The organism is Acidicapsa dinghuensis, assembly GCF_025685685.1.
In the GTDB taxonomy this organism is placed as follows: Bacteria; Acidobacteriota; Terriglobia; order Terriglobales; family Acidobacteriaceae; genus Acidicapsa; species Acidicapsa dinghuensis.
In genome coordinates this window covers 54,211-68,290 of record NZ_JAGSYH010000011.1, presented here as the reverse complement: position 1 = coordinate 68,290, position 14,080 = coordinate 54,211, and the positions used below count along the sequence as shown (strand labels likewise).

Here is a 14,080-nt window from a genome sequence, read left to right as displayed (position 1 = left end):
ACACCCCAAATATAGGTGGGCTTGCAATCCTCGGAGACGATCCTATTTAAGCCAAAGAATGCGTCCAAGCTCTTACTGGTACCACCGTGGCAAGAAAGGGCATACAACCGTATGCCCATCGAAGACCTCGTGCGAAGTCTTTATTGTGCAGAACCAAAGTTCGACGCTCAGGTGCTTTCTAAAGAGGAGTAAGTTGAAAATCTACATAGGGGACATGCTACTTCGCTTGCGTATCCGGTTGTTTAGCGGTGATAGGCGCTGGCTTTCGCCACCAACGCCAGCCTCGGCGGATTGAAGAGGTTTGGACCATAGCACCAGAAAAGCTTTGAGCGCTTTCATATCTTCCTGGCCTGGCTTCGCGCCTGTATGGAACCACTGTGAATTGCACCAACCTTCAATCGGCGCGTCACGTGCTACATTTGAACGCTTGTCTCATAGAAGCGGTACATGTGGCTGGCGATATAACGTAGACAATCCTCGACGGCAAAGTGGCCAGCATCCAGGCGATGGAGTTCTGCAGTCGGAAGATCGTTCAGAAACGCCTCGCCGCCCTCGCGCGTGAAGAAGATATCGCCTTGTCCCCAGAAAATGATCGTCTTCGGTTTCTGTTCTCTAAGGAACTGCTGCCATTTATGGTAAAGGCCGACGTTCGTCCGGTAGTCATAGAAGAGATCCAGCTGTATCTGCCGGCCGTGCCGACGACTGAGAGTAATTCGGTAGTCAAAGTTCCAGTTGTCCGGGCTAATCAATTCGGGCTTCGACGAACCGGTGAGATACACGGCCTTGACGACGTCAAGCTCAAGAAGCGCCACCACACCGACCTCGTTCTTCTCATTGCGCTCTAGCCAGTATGCGTTTCGGAGGCCTCCCCACGCGTCTGTGAAGCCGATCTCGTATGCGTTGGTGTTCTGGATCGTGATCCATTCGAGCTTCTCAGGCGACTTTGTAAGGATCCGGAAACCGACCGGGCCGCCGTAATCCTGCATATAGACGCCAAATCGGTGGAAACCTCTCCTATCAAGAAACTTCTCAATCACCGCCGCGATGTTGTCAAAGGTGTACGAAAACTCTGCGGGATCGGGTGCATCACTGTCTCCAAAGCCAGGATAATCGGGGCAGATAACATGGAAACGATCTGCCAATGCCGGGATCAGGTTACGGTATTGATGAGAAGAAGAAGGCCATCCATGGAAGAGTACAAGCTTGGGATTGGCAGGATCGCCAGCCTCCCGATACGCGATGGATAGCCCATCAATCTTCTCGGTTCCGTAGCGCAAAGAAGTGAAGTTTGCAGTCGGTGAATAAACGGGGTTCATGCGAATTCCTTTCTGTCTTAGCGAGTTCTATGCATCTCAGTGCCGGGGATGCAGCCAGCCGGCGCATGAAGGCTTCTTCCTTCCTCTGCGACCGCCAGATTCTGAGCCCCCATCTGGAGGACGCGAAAAGTACTACCTATCCTGGCAGAGCCTGATTCAATTGAGGGGCTTGAGCAGGTTGACCGCTTCTCTGAAGCTCAGACCTTCGGAGGAAGTCGCTGTGTCGCCATCGGCAAGCTGCCTGGCTGCGACCTTCAGATCGGCCATAACGCGCGTGTAAAGCGCTACCCCCATGCTGATACGCTTCACGCCGGTCTTTTGGAGCTCGGCCACTGATACAGGCCCTTCCATGGTGCCAACAATGACATTGACGGGTTTAGGAGCTACCGCCTTCACAATTGCTGCAACATCGGACATGTTGTTGGGATAAGGGGCGTAGAGCACATCGGCGCCGACCTCGGCGAATGCCGTGAGCCGCTTGATTGTGTCCTGGAGATCCGGATTGCCCTGAATATAGTTGTCCGTTCGGCCAGTGAGAACAATGCGCCCCTTAGCAACCTTGGCTGCAGCGGCAACACGAGCAACGGCATCGTCGAAGTCACGAATCGGCTTGTCAGGATTGCCCGATGTATCTTCGATGCCGATTCCTGCAAGTCCAGCAGCAATAGCGGCTTCGACAGTTCCTGTGACATCGTCAGGAGTTTCACCGTACCCATCTTCAAAGTCGCCGTTGATAGGCAGATCGCTAACAGCATTCAGAAGAACAGCGTGCGCAAGATGTTCTTCGCGGCTGATAGCATGGCGTCCATCTAGGCGGCCGAGCGCGAATGCGAGTGCCGCCGATGAGGTACCTAGAGCCTGGAACCCGGCATCCTTTAATAACAAGGAAGAGAGGCCATCCCATGCATTCGGCATCACAAAGCCGTTGGGTTGCAAGTGAAGATTCAAGAAGCGCTCATAGAGCTCCGATTGTGACTTCTTCATTACTCATCTCCTTTAATAATTCAGAGAAAAACGTCGGCACCGATCTGGCAGAGACCTAATACGCGCAGGTAAAACTGATCAGTAGGTAGCCTAATTCGAAGGCTGCCAACCACCACCAAACGACCTGAATACCACAACAGCTGCGCGTGCCTCATCCGCCCGACTAGCATCCAACTGATCCTGTGCTGTAAGTAGCTCACGATCTGCATCTAAAACGTCAGTGAGCGTGATCGAGCCAGCCCGATACGCCTCTTGCGAGAGATCACGAGCCCACGTCAAAGACTGCACCTCGGCTTGAACTTGCACGCTATATGCCTGAGTCTCAGTAAGCAAGGCAATGGCGTTTTCAACGTCCTCCGCAGCTTTTAAAACGGTCTGCCGATAATTCACCAGGGCTTCAGCGTTTGCACCGCGGGCTTGTTTGACCTCGGCATCGACTCGACCAAAATCAAACAGTCTCCACCGCAAACCAGCCACAGCAGCCGATTGAAAGCCACCGCCAGTGAACAAGGTCCCGGAGTTCAAGCTATCGAAACCAAGAACACCCGCGAGAGAAATCTTGGGATAATACTCAGCGACAGCTATGCCAATTCGCTCATTCGAGGCTGCGAGCCGTCGCTCTGCCGCTATGATGTCGGGGCGACGGCGCAGAACGTCAATGGGTGTCTGGCTGACAATACGAGGAATAGACGGTATTGGCGCGACAATCTCGAGTTCATGAGCATAAGTGCCAGGCTGCTGGCCCATGAGAACATCCAAGCGGTTGAGTTGTTTCTCCAATTCCAGTTGGAGTACTGGAATCGTGGAACGAGCCTGGTCCAAAAGGGCTTCCGCCTGCGCGATCTCACGTCGGGTCGCAGCGCCAGCTTCATACCTGTTCTGCACCAGTTTCAGCAGGTGTTCATCCGTCTCAATCTGGTTTTTCGCAACGACAATTCTTGCCTGATCGCCACGAACCAAAAGGTACGCATCTGCTGATTCAGCCGCGACAATAATTCGCGTTCCAATCCGGTCCGCCTCAGCGGCCTGTACTTCATCCTGCGCTCCCGCTGCATTGTGACGAATGCCACCGGCCACATCGATTTCCCAACTTGCTGCCGGCCCTATTGTGTATTCATGAATGTTGCGTCTGAAGGTGGGGACCTGGCGAGAGATCGTGCCCAAGTTTCCTTCCAGGCTCTGATGTTCTGCAGCCTCGGATGCGTCGAGTTCACCTGAGGGATAAAGTCTCGCGCCAGCCCCCGCAGCAACAGCACGCGCCTGATTAACCCGTTCAAGCGATGCCGCTAAATCGAGGTTCTGAGTCAAAGCTCGCTGCACGATCGTTACCAGCATCGGATCGTTAAACCCAGTCCACCATTGGTCGAGAGGTGTAGCGAAGTTGTTATCGCTGATTGAAGTTTCCACATTGTTATGAAAGGGAGCCAGAGCTGCGCCTGGTAGAGACGGAGCCGTATATTTGGGACCCACTGAGCAGCCCTGAAGCAGCAGGCCAAGCAGTAAGGCGCCTAGGCTTACTCTTGCGAAGAATCTGGATTTGTGGGTCATACTCTCCCCCCAGTCTCTCCAACAAGTTCGTAGACCGTTTGCCCGCTCCTTTTGGTTCTGCGTACGAGTGCGTAGAAGGCCGGGGTGAATAGGAGACCAAAGATGGTTACACCTAGCATTCCGAAGAACACTGTAGTACCCAGGGACTGCCGCATCTCTGCCCCTGCTCCATGCGCAACTGCGAGAGGAGCCACACCAGCAATAAATGCAAAGGAAGTCATTAGAATTGGACGGAGACGAACATGTGCTGCGTGCACCGCAGCTTCTTGCGCGTTGACTCTGTCGTGATCTTGGCGCTGTTTGGCAAACTCTACGATCAGAATGGCATTCTTAGCAGCTAGCCCGAGTAAAACGACGAACCCGATTTGTGCAAGGATGTCAATCGGCATCGCTCGAAGGTTGAGGCCTGTACATGCCGCCAGCAGACACATTGGAACAATCAACACGATCGCCAATGGGATCTTCCAGCTTTCGTATTGCGCGGTTAGCACAAGGAACACGAAGAGTGCAGAAGCGCCGAAGATCGCTCCTGTTGGAATACCTTTCTTCGCCTGTTGATATGCAAGATCGGTCCACTCGAAGGTTATGCCGGGAGGAAGGTTTTCCGCGGCGAGCTCTTCGATGCGTTTCAACGCGGCTCCCGACGAAACACCGGGCGCAGCTTCGCCCATCACTTCAGAGGCGGGGTAGAGGTTGTAGCGTGGCACGCGATAGGGGCTGGTCCTGCCTTGAAACGATGCAACTGTACTGATCGGTACCATTTCACCGCTCGCATTGCGAACCTTGAGCCGCGAGATTTCCTCCGATGTTTGGCGGAACCGCTGATCTCCTTGCACGAATACTGGAAAAGTGCGCCCAATGAAGTTGAAATCGTTCACGTATTGCGAGCCCATGTACAGCTCGAGAGTTGAGAACACGTCTTGCGTCGAGAGGCCGACCTTTTCCGCCTTTTCACGATCGATATCCGCATAAACACTCGGCGAGCCTGCGTTGTAGAGCGTAAAGACGGCAGCGAACGATGGATCTTTCCTGGCGGCCGCTACAAGTTTGTTCGTGGCGGCGGCAAGAGCTTGCGGTCCGACTCCAGCACGATCTTCGAGCATCATTTTGAAGCCACCGGCGGATCCAAGTCCCTTCACTGCAGGTGGATTAACGACAAGGATGTTGGCGTCTTTGAAATCTGCGAATTTCTTCCGAAGAGTAGCCACCATACTCGCAGCGTTGACCCCCTTCATATGCTCGCCATAGAGCGAGGGCAACGAGGTGAACACAGTACCGACGTTTGGGGCAATAGTATTTGTCGTCACATCGAGCCCGGCCACCGGCGAAGTGTGCCGTCCTCCCGGAGTATCGAGCGTAATCTCATTTACCTCGCGAAGCACCTCATCAGTTCTGGCCAGGCTAGACCCCGGAGGCAGTTGGGCCACAACAGCGAGATAACCGATGTCCTGTTGGGGAATAAAGCCCGTACTCATTCGTGACATTTGGAAGCCGGTAAACCCGATGAAGCAGAGGTAGATCAAAAACATGACGCCAGTTACTCGGACGAAGCGGCTTGTCATTGCGCCATAGTTGTTGGATAGCCACTCGAAGGCCTTGTTAAAACGGCAGAAAAAGGGATGGAGAATTTTGGCTAAGTCAGTAGGAGCGCAATGCATATCTCCCGCCGGGTGCGGCTTAAGAAGAATTGCACACAATGCGGGACTAAGAGTAAGCGACACGAAGCACGATATGATCGTCGAGCCTGCGATCGTCATAGCGAACTGCTTAAAGAACAGACCAGGGATGCCAGAAATGAATGCGACGGGAACGAAGACCGCACACAACGTCAGCGCAATCGCAATGAGCGCGGCCGACACCTCTGTCATCGTTTCGTGGGCGGCTTCGCGAGGCGACATGCCCTGTGTCATATTGCGCTCGACATTTTCGACCACAACAATCGCATCATCAACAACGATGCCAACTGCGAGGACCAAGCCGAACAGCGACAGGTTGTTGATAGATCCGCCGAAGATCGTCAATATCGAGAACGCGCCGATCAAAGAAACCGGAATTGCGATGACGGGAATAATCGTTGCTCTCCAACTCTGTAAAAAGAGGAAAACAACACAAATGACGAGGAGAATCGCAATGACAACGGTAACTGCCACCTCATGGATCGACTGACTGACGAAGGTACTGGGGTCGTAAATGTCCAGATAGTCAACGCCAGGCGGGAACGTTTTTCTGAGCTCCGCCATCTTCTTCCAAATCGCGTGCTCAAGATCTACTACATTGGCTTCTGGTGTTGGGACGACGAAGAAAGGGGCAGCCGGATGTCTATCCACGTAAGCAACCGAGCCGTAGTCTGTGGATCCAATTTCGGCACGGCCAACATCGCGAATTCTGGTGATGCGCCCCTCCCCATCCGACTTCAGAATCACATCCTCGAACTGCGCAGGTGTACTGAGGCGACCTAACGCCTCGATGTTGATTTGATAGGCGCCTTTCGTCGTCACAGGCGGCTGATTCAGGAGACCAGCGGATACCTGCGCATTCTGCGCGCGAAGCGCTGCAAGAATATCGCTTGCGCTGAGGTTGTAAGCAGCGGCCTTGTCTGGATCAATCCAGATGCGCATCGCGTATTGGCGGTCGCCGAACAGTTGAAAATCCGCGACGCCGGGAAGACGGGCAATTTCATCCCGGATGTGGATCATGTAATTGGAAAGGTATTCGGGAGAACGAGAGCCATCCGGCGAATACACGTGCACACCCAGCAGCAGATCATCAATGGTTTTCTTTACCTGTACTCCTTGAAGCTGGACTTCTTCCGGGAGGCGTGAGAGCGTGTTCTGAACTCGTGTGTTGGTGCGAAATAGATCCGTATCGGCGTCACTTCCGATTTTGAAGATCACTGTGATCGTAAGTTGCCCGTTGCCTGTGGACTGGCTGGTGATGTATTCCATACCCTCCACGCCATTGATCGCCTGCTCAAGAGGCGTTGCGACAGTGCGGGCAATAACGTCCGCAGACGCGCCGGGGTAAAGTGTTGTGACCTTGATCGTTGGCGGGACAATGTTCGGGTATTGCGCAATAGGCAACGTCAGCATCGTTGCCAGCCCACCCAAAACAATGAATATGTTAAGAACTATGGCAAAGCGCGGATGTTCGATGAAAAAATGGGAGAGCTTCATGGCAAGTCTTAAATACCCCCTTCATCCGGCCCAGGATTGATCGTTCCTTCTTTAACGGAGACTTTTGTTCCTGGCAGAACAGGGGGCCCGGCGATGATCACCCGCTGCGAAGCAGAAAGGCCGGAATACACCACGCGCAGACCATACCTGAGCTCGCCGATCTGCACTTTTATCGCCTTGACTACTTCGTCAGAGCCGACAGTCAATACCATGCGGTCGGTCTGATCCGCACTCACAGCAGCATCGGGCACCAGCAGCACTTGTCTTTCGGGGACAAGGTTTAGGCGTACCCTGCCAAAAGCACCCGGGGTCAGAAGCAGATCTGAGTTAGGTACAGTCGCACGAGCATGAATGGTTCCACTCGATCTATCAAACGTATTGTCGAGGAAATCCAAGATACCTTGCCGTGCGAAACGGCTCTCATCACTGAGCGCGATTTCGACTTTGTTAGCGAGAGCGACTCTCTTCGCCGCCCGCTCCCGTTCGAAGTTGAGGTAGTCGGCCTCGCTCATGTCGAAGTTTAGATAAATGGGATTGATCGATACGATCGTGGCGAGAAGAGTCGGCGCGCTTCCGCCGCCGCGATTGCCCAATACGAGATTGCCAACCGAAACGAGATGAGTGCCCATACGTCCAGTGAAAGGTGCGTAGACGTGTGTGTGATCCAGATCGAATTTCGCGTCGCGCACTAGCGTTTCCGCCTCGTCAAGTGCAGCTTGAGCCGATCTCAGTTCCGCAGAACGTTGTTCTACGTTCTCTACCGTTCCGGCATCGGTTTTCCGTAGCGTTTGTGCGCGTGCCAGTTCAGTGGTAGCAAGCTCTAGCCGTGCTCGAGCGCGCGCTACTTGAGCAGTCCCTTCGTCGAACTTGATCTGGTATGGTGTGGGATCGATGGTGAACAGAAGCGCGCCACTTCGAACAACATCTCCATCCTTGAAGCCGATGTAAGTAAGCGTCCCGCCAACCTGCGCGCGGAGATCGACGCGATCCACAGCCGAGAATTGACCCAGGAACTGCATGCGACCGTGAATATCTTTTGGGAAAGGCTGACTCACAGTGACCAACGGTGTTGCATTCCCCGCGGCACGAACCCTTGAGTCTTTGAACAACTTCGGTCCTACAACTGCGGCTACTGTGGAAACGAGAATTAAAGCCGTGACACCTGCATAAGGTCTGAGTGTGCGTCTAGTTTGACCGCCACTACCGGCAGACTGTTTTTGGCCTCTGTTTAACATGATCCCCATGGTTTTCTCCCGCGTGTGGGTTCCCTTCGACTTGTTCAATGACCGGCGGTCCGTCCGCCGTCCACATACGAGATTTCGCCTGTCACGAAATTGGAGTCCTCGAGATAGAGGACCGCTCGAACAACGTCCGAGACCTCGCCATAACGATTCAGCGGAGCGAAGGACTTCTTCGATTCCAGCGATTCAGGTTCATGGAGTGGCGTTCGAATAATCCCGAGGGACACTGCATTCACCCGTATATTGTCGTGTGCGAGTTCCATAGCAAGACCACGGGTCGCTGCGGCGCAAGCCCCTTTCGACAGAGAGGCGAGTACCGCCGGCACGCCTTGCACAGCGTGCTCGACAAGGCTCGTCAGGACTTGCACGATATGCCCTCCGCCCTGCATTTGCATCGCCGGCACTGCAGTCTGGGTAGCGAAGAATACACTGTCGACATTCGTCGCCATCACTCGTCTATACAACTCTTCAGTGATTGAGCCAATTGGACCAGGCCGCCAGATGCCGGCATTATTGATCAACGTATCGACACGCCCAAAGCGGTCCAGCGCGGTATTGACTACTCTTCTAGCGATTTCGGGATCGCCCACATCGCCAGGCACCGTGATGTAATCGGAATCATCGGACGCCTTAATCGAACGTGAGTTTCCCACCACGCTCCATCCCCGTTCCCGATAGGCATTGACGAAGCCTTCGCCCAAGCCCTGTGACGCACCCGTCACAACCAGTACTTTCCGATCAGTATTCATATGAGCACCTCATTACAGTTTTGTTGGAGCACATCGGGACGGGAGCTACTGAACGTTCAGTGTCTGCAGCTTGTCGAATCCAATACCGCGGATCATTTCAGCCTGAATGGGCTTGACTACGGCGTTCACCGCGTCGGCGCCATATCCGGCGCCAACAAGGACGCGATCGGGGCGTCTGCCGGCAGGAGTTCCGATCAGTTCTACGAGTGCCTTCGCAATGTCGTGCGAATCAGGTGCATCCGCACTGCTGAAAGTCCCTTTCAGAAAGTCTGCAAACACGCCTGGAAGAGTTGCAATCTCGCCGTATTCTGCCGCGCGGTCCGCGTCTGCGGCTTGCTGCGTAGCCGCGTACAACCCGGTTGGATAGGCGCTTGGCTGAATGAGAACAACGTCGACACCCAGTTGTGAGAGCTCATAGCGATAGCTTTCGGTGAGTGCTTCAACTGCAAACTTTGACGCCCCATACAGTCCGATAAATGGGATAGTCACGCGCCCCAGAATCGATCCGATGTTGACAATCAATCCCGATTTCCGCTTGCGCATGGAGGGTAATGCGGCGCGGGTAACGCGCTGAATTCCGAATACATTCACGTCGAACATCTCGCGGACCTGCTCAGGGGTATATGTCTCTGAGATTCCATGTGCGAACAAGCCTGCATTGTTGATCAGGACGTCTAGCTTCCCGTCAGTCTTGCTGTAGAGTTCCTCGAAAGCCACATTGACGCTCGCGTCCTGTGTGACATCGAGTTCAAGCACTTCGATGTTCTTTGATCGCAGTTCATCAGCCGCAGAGCGATTACGGCCATTCATATCCCGCATAGTTGCGAAGACCTGATATCCGGCCTCGGTGAGTGTCTTGGCCGCATCTTTACCGAAGCCGTTTGAAGTGCCAGTAATCAAAATTGTCTTGCTCACTTTGAGCTCCTTTTTAACGTTATGGCGGAGTGAATGCCGGATTTTGAGTGCAACAGGGGCAATCGCCCACAAAGTGGGCGCTGTTGATATGGGGAAAATCACGTATGGGTTGCAGAGATACTGACGAATCGGGGAGGCGCTTTACGCAGATGCCGCAGCCTTCATCCGGCCCACTGCTTCTTCGGTTGTCCACAAGGCATTGCACATGAAACGGAAGTTAGTGATCGCGGCTGCGTACCCGTCGCCTTCATCATTTACTGCCCCCCCAATCGCGTCGCGTACTACAGCAACTTCCATCCCCGTTTCGATGAGGTCGCGGACATGTGATTCGAAACAGATGTTCCCGGCTGGACCCGCCATGATTACCTTTTGAACGCGGCGCATGTGCAGTTGCTTAATCATGTCGTTGGCGATGGTCCCAAAGTGCTTGTGTGGTGAGCAATTACAAGTGTGCCCGTCCATTAGGTACTTTTTGAAGGGTTCGTAGTAGTCCGAGCGAGAATCCTTGAAGCCCTCTAAATCGACCGGATCCTTGCGGCCGCAGAAACCAATTCCAATGAGATAGTGGCCAATTGCTCCAGGAGGCACATTCCATTGAAGATCACTCGGATAGTACCAATGCGGCGAATGTAGGATGTAATAGCCCAGATCCTGCGCGGTCTTCAAAAGTGTCTCGGTGTTTTCCGCCACGTTGTATTTCTTAAGCGAATCCTCGATCAGTTCGTAATAGGTGCCCTTGGCTGGTTTGAAAAATTCGTTTTGCATATCTACGACCACCAACGCAGTGTGCTGCTTGACGATCTGCATCTCGGGATTGCGATGGGTGAACCTGAACATCCGAACCTCCGGGCGCGTGCATTACGAAGGAATGTCTACGCGCTATGGACATTTTGACGCGTATCGAAAACGAAGGGATTGACATAAAAGAGGCAAATTCTGCCACGCGTTGTAAGCCTTGACGTATGCAAACGTGGTATTCGAGTGTCCGAACATTTCGATCGTTTGTCAATTCTGTCGAACAGTACCTTTTGTCGAAAACCGCAGTGGACATGCAGATTTTAGAGAGGTGATAACGCTCGCGCTGCAGATCCAGCAAAGGTCATTTTATGTAGGGTTCGTGGGATAAAGGCGCACGGCCCTTCATTCAGACATCTACATCGCAACTTTGAGACTTGGCCGCAATATGGGCGTCGAAATAGAACGAAAGCGTGCAATATGTATGTGCCGTGAAATTCTAAGATTTGGGACGATTGTCATGAAGTCGATCCAGGAAGTGGACGCGCTACAAATTTCAAGGGTGCTTGGCGATCCTGTTCGTTTCACAATCTACAGACACATTGTCGAAATGAACGAGATGAGATGCGGCGACATCTGCTTGGATACTCCTGTTCGCGCTTCGACTGTCTCGCATCATCTGAAAGTACTGTCAGATGCCGGCTTGATCGGATCTCGGAGAATAGGTCAGGGTGTGTATTACAGGGTAGTTCTTGAGAGACTGGAGGCCTACTTGAGGTATCTGAGGAGGCTCACACAGGTGGGCCGTGCATCCAGAAGCTACTCACGAGCGACAGGAGCCCACGCTGGTGACTTGCAACGCGCGCGTCCAGCCGATAACACTCGATGATGAGGACGCCGGGACTGTGAGCGCGGATCGATCCACCTCCCTAACCGGCATTCGAAGTGTACGACATTCACACGCCATGCAAAGTGTGCCACTACAAACCTGTGAGTTGCCATTCTCCCCTCCTTATGATTGGGAGGCTATGCTCGTCTTCTTTCGAGCCCACAAGCTTCCATATGTCGAGATGGTGGACGATTCAGGATATGAGCGCGTGATCTCCACGCGACACGGGCTAGGCTGGTTCCGTGTCGAGAGGCACAGTACGTGGCGAGCACTCGCTCTTTCGGTTTGGAATGGAACTGAAGAAGATGCGAATAAGGTGTCGATAGCAGTACGAAAAATGTTTGATCTCGACGCGAATCCAATCGTCCTTCGAAAAGCGATGAAGGGCGACGGTTTTCTTTCGAAGCTTTGGGCACAGTATCCAGGTCTACGACTGGCACGTTCGTGGAGTTCCTTCGAGACGATGTTTGCGGCTGTACTTGGCCAGGTGGTCTCTTTGCAATTTGGGCGTATGCTGACGAAGGAACTGGTGCAAGCAGCGGGGACCGTTGCACTACATCCCAAAACCTCCGAATCGATTTTTCTCTTTCCCTCAGTCAAACAAATCCTCGACGCAGATTTGTCGAGTGTCCGGACCTCCGAGCAGAGGAAATCCACTATTCGGGAGCTCGCTCGCACCATTGACGGAGGCGCTTTAGATCGAACCGCGATGGACTCTCCGAATGAGTTGCGAAGAGTATTGTGTAATATCGCTGGAATTGGAGCATGGACGGCTGAGTATGTGGCTATGCGAGGCTTTGGTGATAACGACGCGTTTCCCACTACGGACTACGCATTAAAGCAGGAACTTAAGCGTCATCCCGAAATAAACATTGATGCCGTTCGACCGTGGCGCGGCTATGCAGCAGTCGCCTTATGGAAAAATTTTGCGGATCTCAAGAAGACTCAGATTGAAAATGTTTCTTAGGTTAGTTGTTTGAATAACGACAAAGGCCTCGAAGCGATTGCTTGCGAGGCCTTTGTTTGAGCATCAAGCATTGTTATGAGCAACGACAACAGCGATAAATTATGCAACTTCCAAGTTCGTGATCGTTCGAGTTGTGTGCGAAACATAGATGCGCCAACTAGCCAATTCGGCGACGCCCAGCGCAACTAATACCAGAACCGCTCCTAAATAGCCCAAATGATGCGCACCCAACACTGAGATGCCGAAGGCTCCAATAACACCGGCAGTTGTGATCCCTAAGTAGGTGAAAGAAGTATTCAGGCCTAGCACGACTGGCGCGGTCTGAGGCGCAACTGCTACCAGGCGGTGTTGCTGAGGTGCAAGAAGCCCCCAACCGACAGCACCCCATATTACGAGTGCAGGAACGGCCGTCCAGAGGCTGCCGCCAGCCCACGAGAGGGAGCCGAGAACCAGAACAAGAACGATGAGCCCTATGACGATCAACTTGCGATTGCCCATCTGGTCCGCCAATCGACCTACGATCAAGTTGCTCACGGTACCGGCGACGCCAAACGCAACCAGCAACACCGCTACCATCGCATTGTTGTGTCCTATCGCTCTGTCGAAAACGACTGTCAAATACGTGTATGCGACGAACTGGCCACTCTGGTAAAGCCATGTGGTCAACAGCGTTAATGCGACGCGCGGATCTCCCGCCGGACCGATCCTTTTTGCGAGTGTTACCTTGGGCGGTAACGGCACATTCGCCAACATCAGACCTACACCCAATGCAGATACAGCTGCGAGCCCTGACACAAAAACCATAGTCCAACGCCAATCGCCTAACACTCCGATGGCGGCACCTATTGGGGTACCAAGCGCGGTGGCAGCGGTTAAGCCAGCAATTACGATCGACAGCGCGTATCCGCGCCGTTCAGCAGGAACTATCATCGCAGCAGCACCCGTGGCTGTCGGGGCAAACATTGCGGCGCCCACGCCGGCCAAGATGCGGCTCGCCATAGCAACGGCGAAACTCGGCGCCTCGGCAGTGACCAGGTTGGCAATCACAAATACGCCGAGACCAGTGAGCAGCATCGTCTTGCGTGGAATATGTGCCGCGACTGCCGCGATGAGAGGCGCAAGTAATGCGTAGGTGATGGCATATGCTGTCGTCATTTGACCCGCAGCACCGATACTTATGTGGAAAAACCGCGATATCTCAGGCAAAACACCGGCCACAACAAAGCTGTCTGTTCCTAGAGCAAACATCCCGAGTGCCAAGACCAATAGTCGACGATCCATCTCAACCTCCGAACGAACCAGGCTTTTGATGCTCTTTGGTTGAGCGTCACGCCGACAAAAAAGAGGCAAATCCTGCCATATCGTCGCGTTTGCCCCATATGTGTTTGACTATCGATGATGCTCCTCATCGATTCGCTGATCGGGCTAATCTATTGCATGAGCGAAGCAGCGAGCCTCAACAACCCTGACGAAACACAACAGGCAGTCTTTCCAAACTTCATCGGCGCGCACTTTCACCCGGACTTGGCCCTTCCAAAACTTTCTGAGGACATGGTCGAGCGA

Annotated in this window: 11 protein-coding genes; 2 read left to right on the top strand and 9 right to left on the bottom strand. The window is 53.4% G+C overall.

Going from position 1 to position 14,080, the window contains the following annotated elements:
• Window positions 1–413 precede the first annotated feature (413 nt).
• The 8 genes from OHL22_RS23995 to OHL22_RS23960 all read right to left on the bottom strand — a co-directional run bounded on the left by OHL22_RS23995 (window position 414) and on the right by OHL22_RS23960 (window position 10,763).
• Window positions 414–1,316, bottom strand: coding sequence for an alpha/beta fold hydrolase (locus OHL22_RS23995; protein ID WP_263342353.1), 903 nt, complete (start codon window positions 1,314–1,316; stop codon window positions 414–416).
• A gap of 156 nt (window positions 1,317–1,472) precedes the next feature.
• Window positions 1,473–2,300, bottom strand: coding sequence for an isocitrate lyase/PEP mutase family protein (locus OHL22_RS23990; RefSeq protein ID WP_263342352.1), 828 nt, complete (start codon window positions 2,298–2,300; stop codon window positions 1,473–1,475).
• Between the two features lie 90 nt (window positions 2,301–2,390).
• Entirely contained in the window at window positions 2,391–3,848 is a 1,458-nt protein-coding gene (locus OHL22_RS23985; RefSeq protein ID WP_263342351.1) for an efflux transporter outer membrane subunit, read from the bottom strand.
• Window positions 3,845–7,021, bottom strand: coding sequence for an efflux RND transporter permease subunit (locus OHL22_RS23980; protein WP_263342350.1), 3,177 nt, complete (start codon window positions 7,019–7,021; stop codon window positions 3,845–3,847). Before OHL22_RS23980 ends, OHL22_RS23985 begins: the two co-directional genes overlap by 4 nt.
• Window positions 7,022–7,029: 8 nt before the next feature.
• Entirely contained in the window at window positions 7,030–8,256 is a 1,227-nt protein-coding gene (locus OHL22_RS23975; RefSeq protein WP_263342406.1) for an efflux RND transporter periplasmic adaptor subunit, read from the bottom strand.
• 44 nt (window positions 8,257–8,300) lie between these two features.
• On the bottom strand, window positions 8,301–9,011 hold the full coding sequence (locus tag OHL22_RS23970; RefSeq protein ID WP_263342349.1) for an SDR family NAD(P)-dependent oxidoreductase: 711 nt from the start codon (window positions 9,009–9,011) through the stop codon (window positions 8,301–8,303).
• A 45-nt stretch (window positions 9,012–9,056) separates the two neighbouring features.
• Window positions 9,057–9,926, bottom strand: a complete 870-nt coding sequence (locus tag OHL22_RS23965; RefSeq protein ID WP_263342348.1) for an SDR family oxidoreductase — start codon at window positions 9,924–9,926, stop codon at window positions 9,057–9,059.
• Window positions 9,927–10,067: 141 nt separating this feature from the next.
• The gene (locus OHL22_RS23960) at window positions 10,068–10,763 is read right to left on the bottom strand and encodes a cysteine hydrolase (protein WP_263342347.1); all 696 of its coding nucleotides are present in this window, start codon (window positions 10,761–10,763) and stop codon (window positions 10,068–10,070) included.
• A gap of 346 nt (window positions 10,764–11,109) precedes the next feature.
• On the opposite strand from OHL22_RS23960, the gene OHL22_RS25180 reads away from it, so the two are divergent.
• The gene (locus OHL22_RS25180) at window positions 11,110–11,550 is read left to right on the top strand and encodes an ArsR/SmtB family transcription factor (RefSeq protein WP_377819987.1); all 441 of its coding nucleotides are present in this window, start codon (window positions 11,110–11,112) and stop codon (window positions 11,548–11,550) included.
• A gap of 76 nt (window positions 11,551–11,626) precedes the next feature.
• Window positions 11,627–12,517, top strand: a complete 891-nt coding sequence (locus OHL22_RS23955; RefSeq protein ID WP_263342405.1) for a DNA-3-methyladenine glycosylase family protein — start codon at window positions 11,627–11,629, stop codon at window positions 12,515–12,517.
• A gap of 99 nt (window positions 12,518–12,616) precedes the next feature.
• On the opposite strand, the gene OHL22_RS23950 is transcribed toward OHL22_RS23955, so the two are convergent.
• The gene (locus OHL22_RS23950) at window positions 12,617–13,765 is read right to left on the bottom strand and encodes an MFS transporter (RefSeq protein ID WP_263342404.1); all 1,149 of its coding nucleotides are present in this window, start codon (window positions 13,763–13,765) and stop codon (window positions 12,617–12,619) included.
• Window positions 13,766–14,080: the final 315 nt, after the last annotated feature.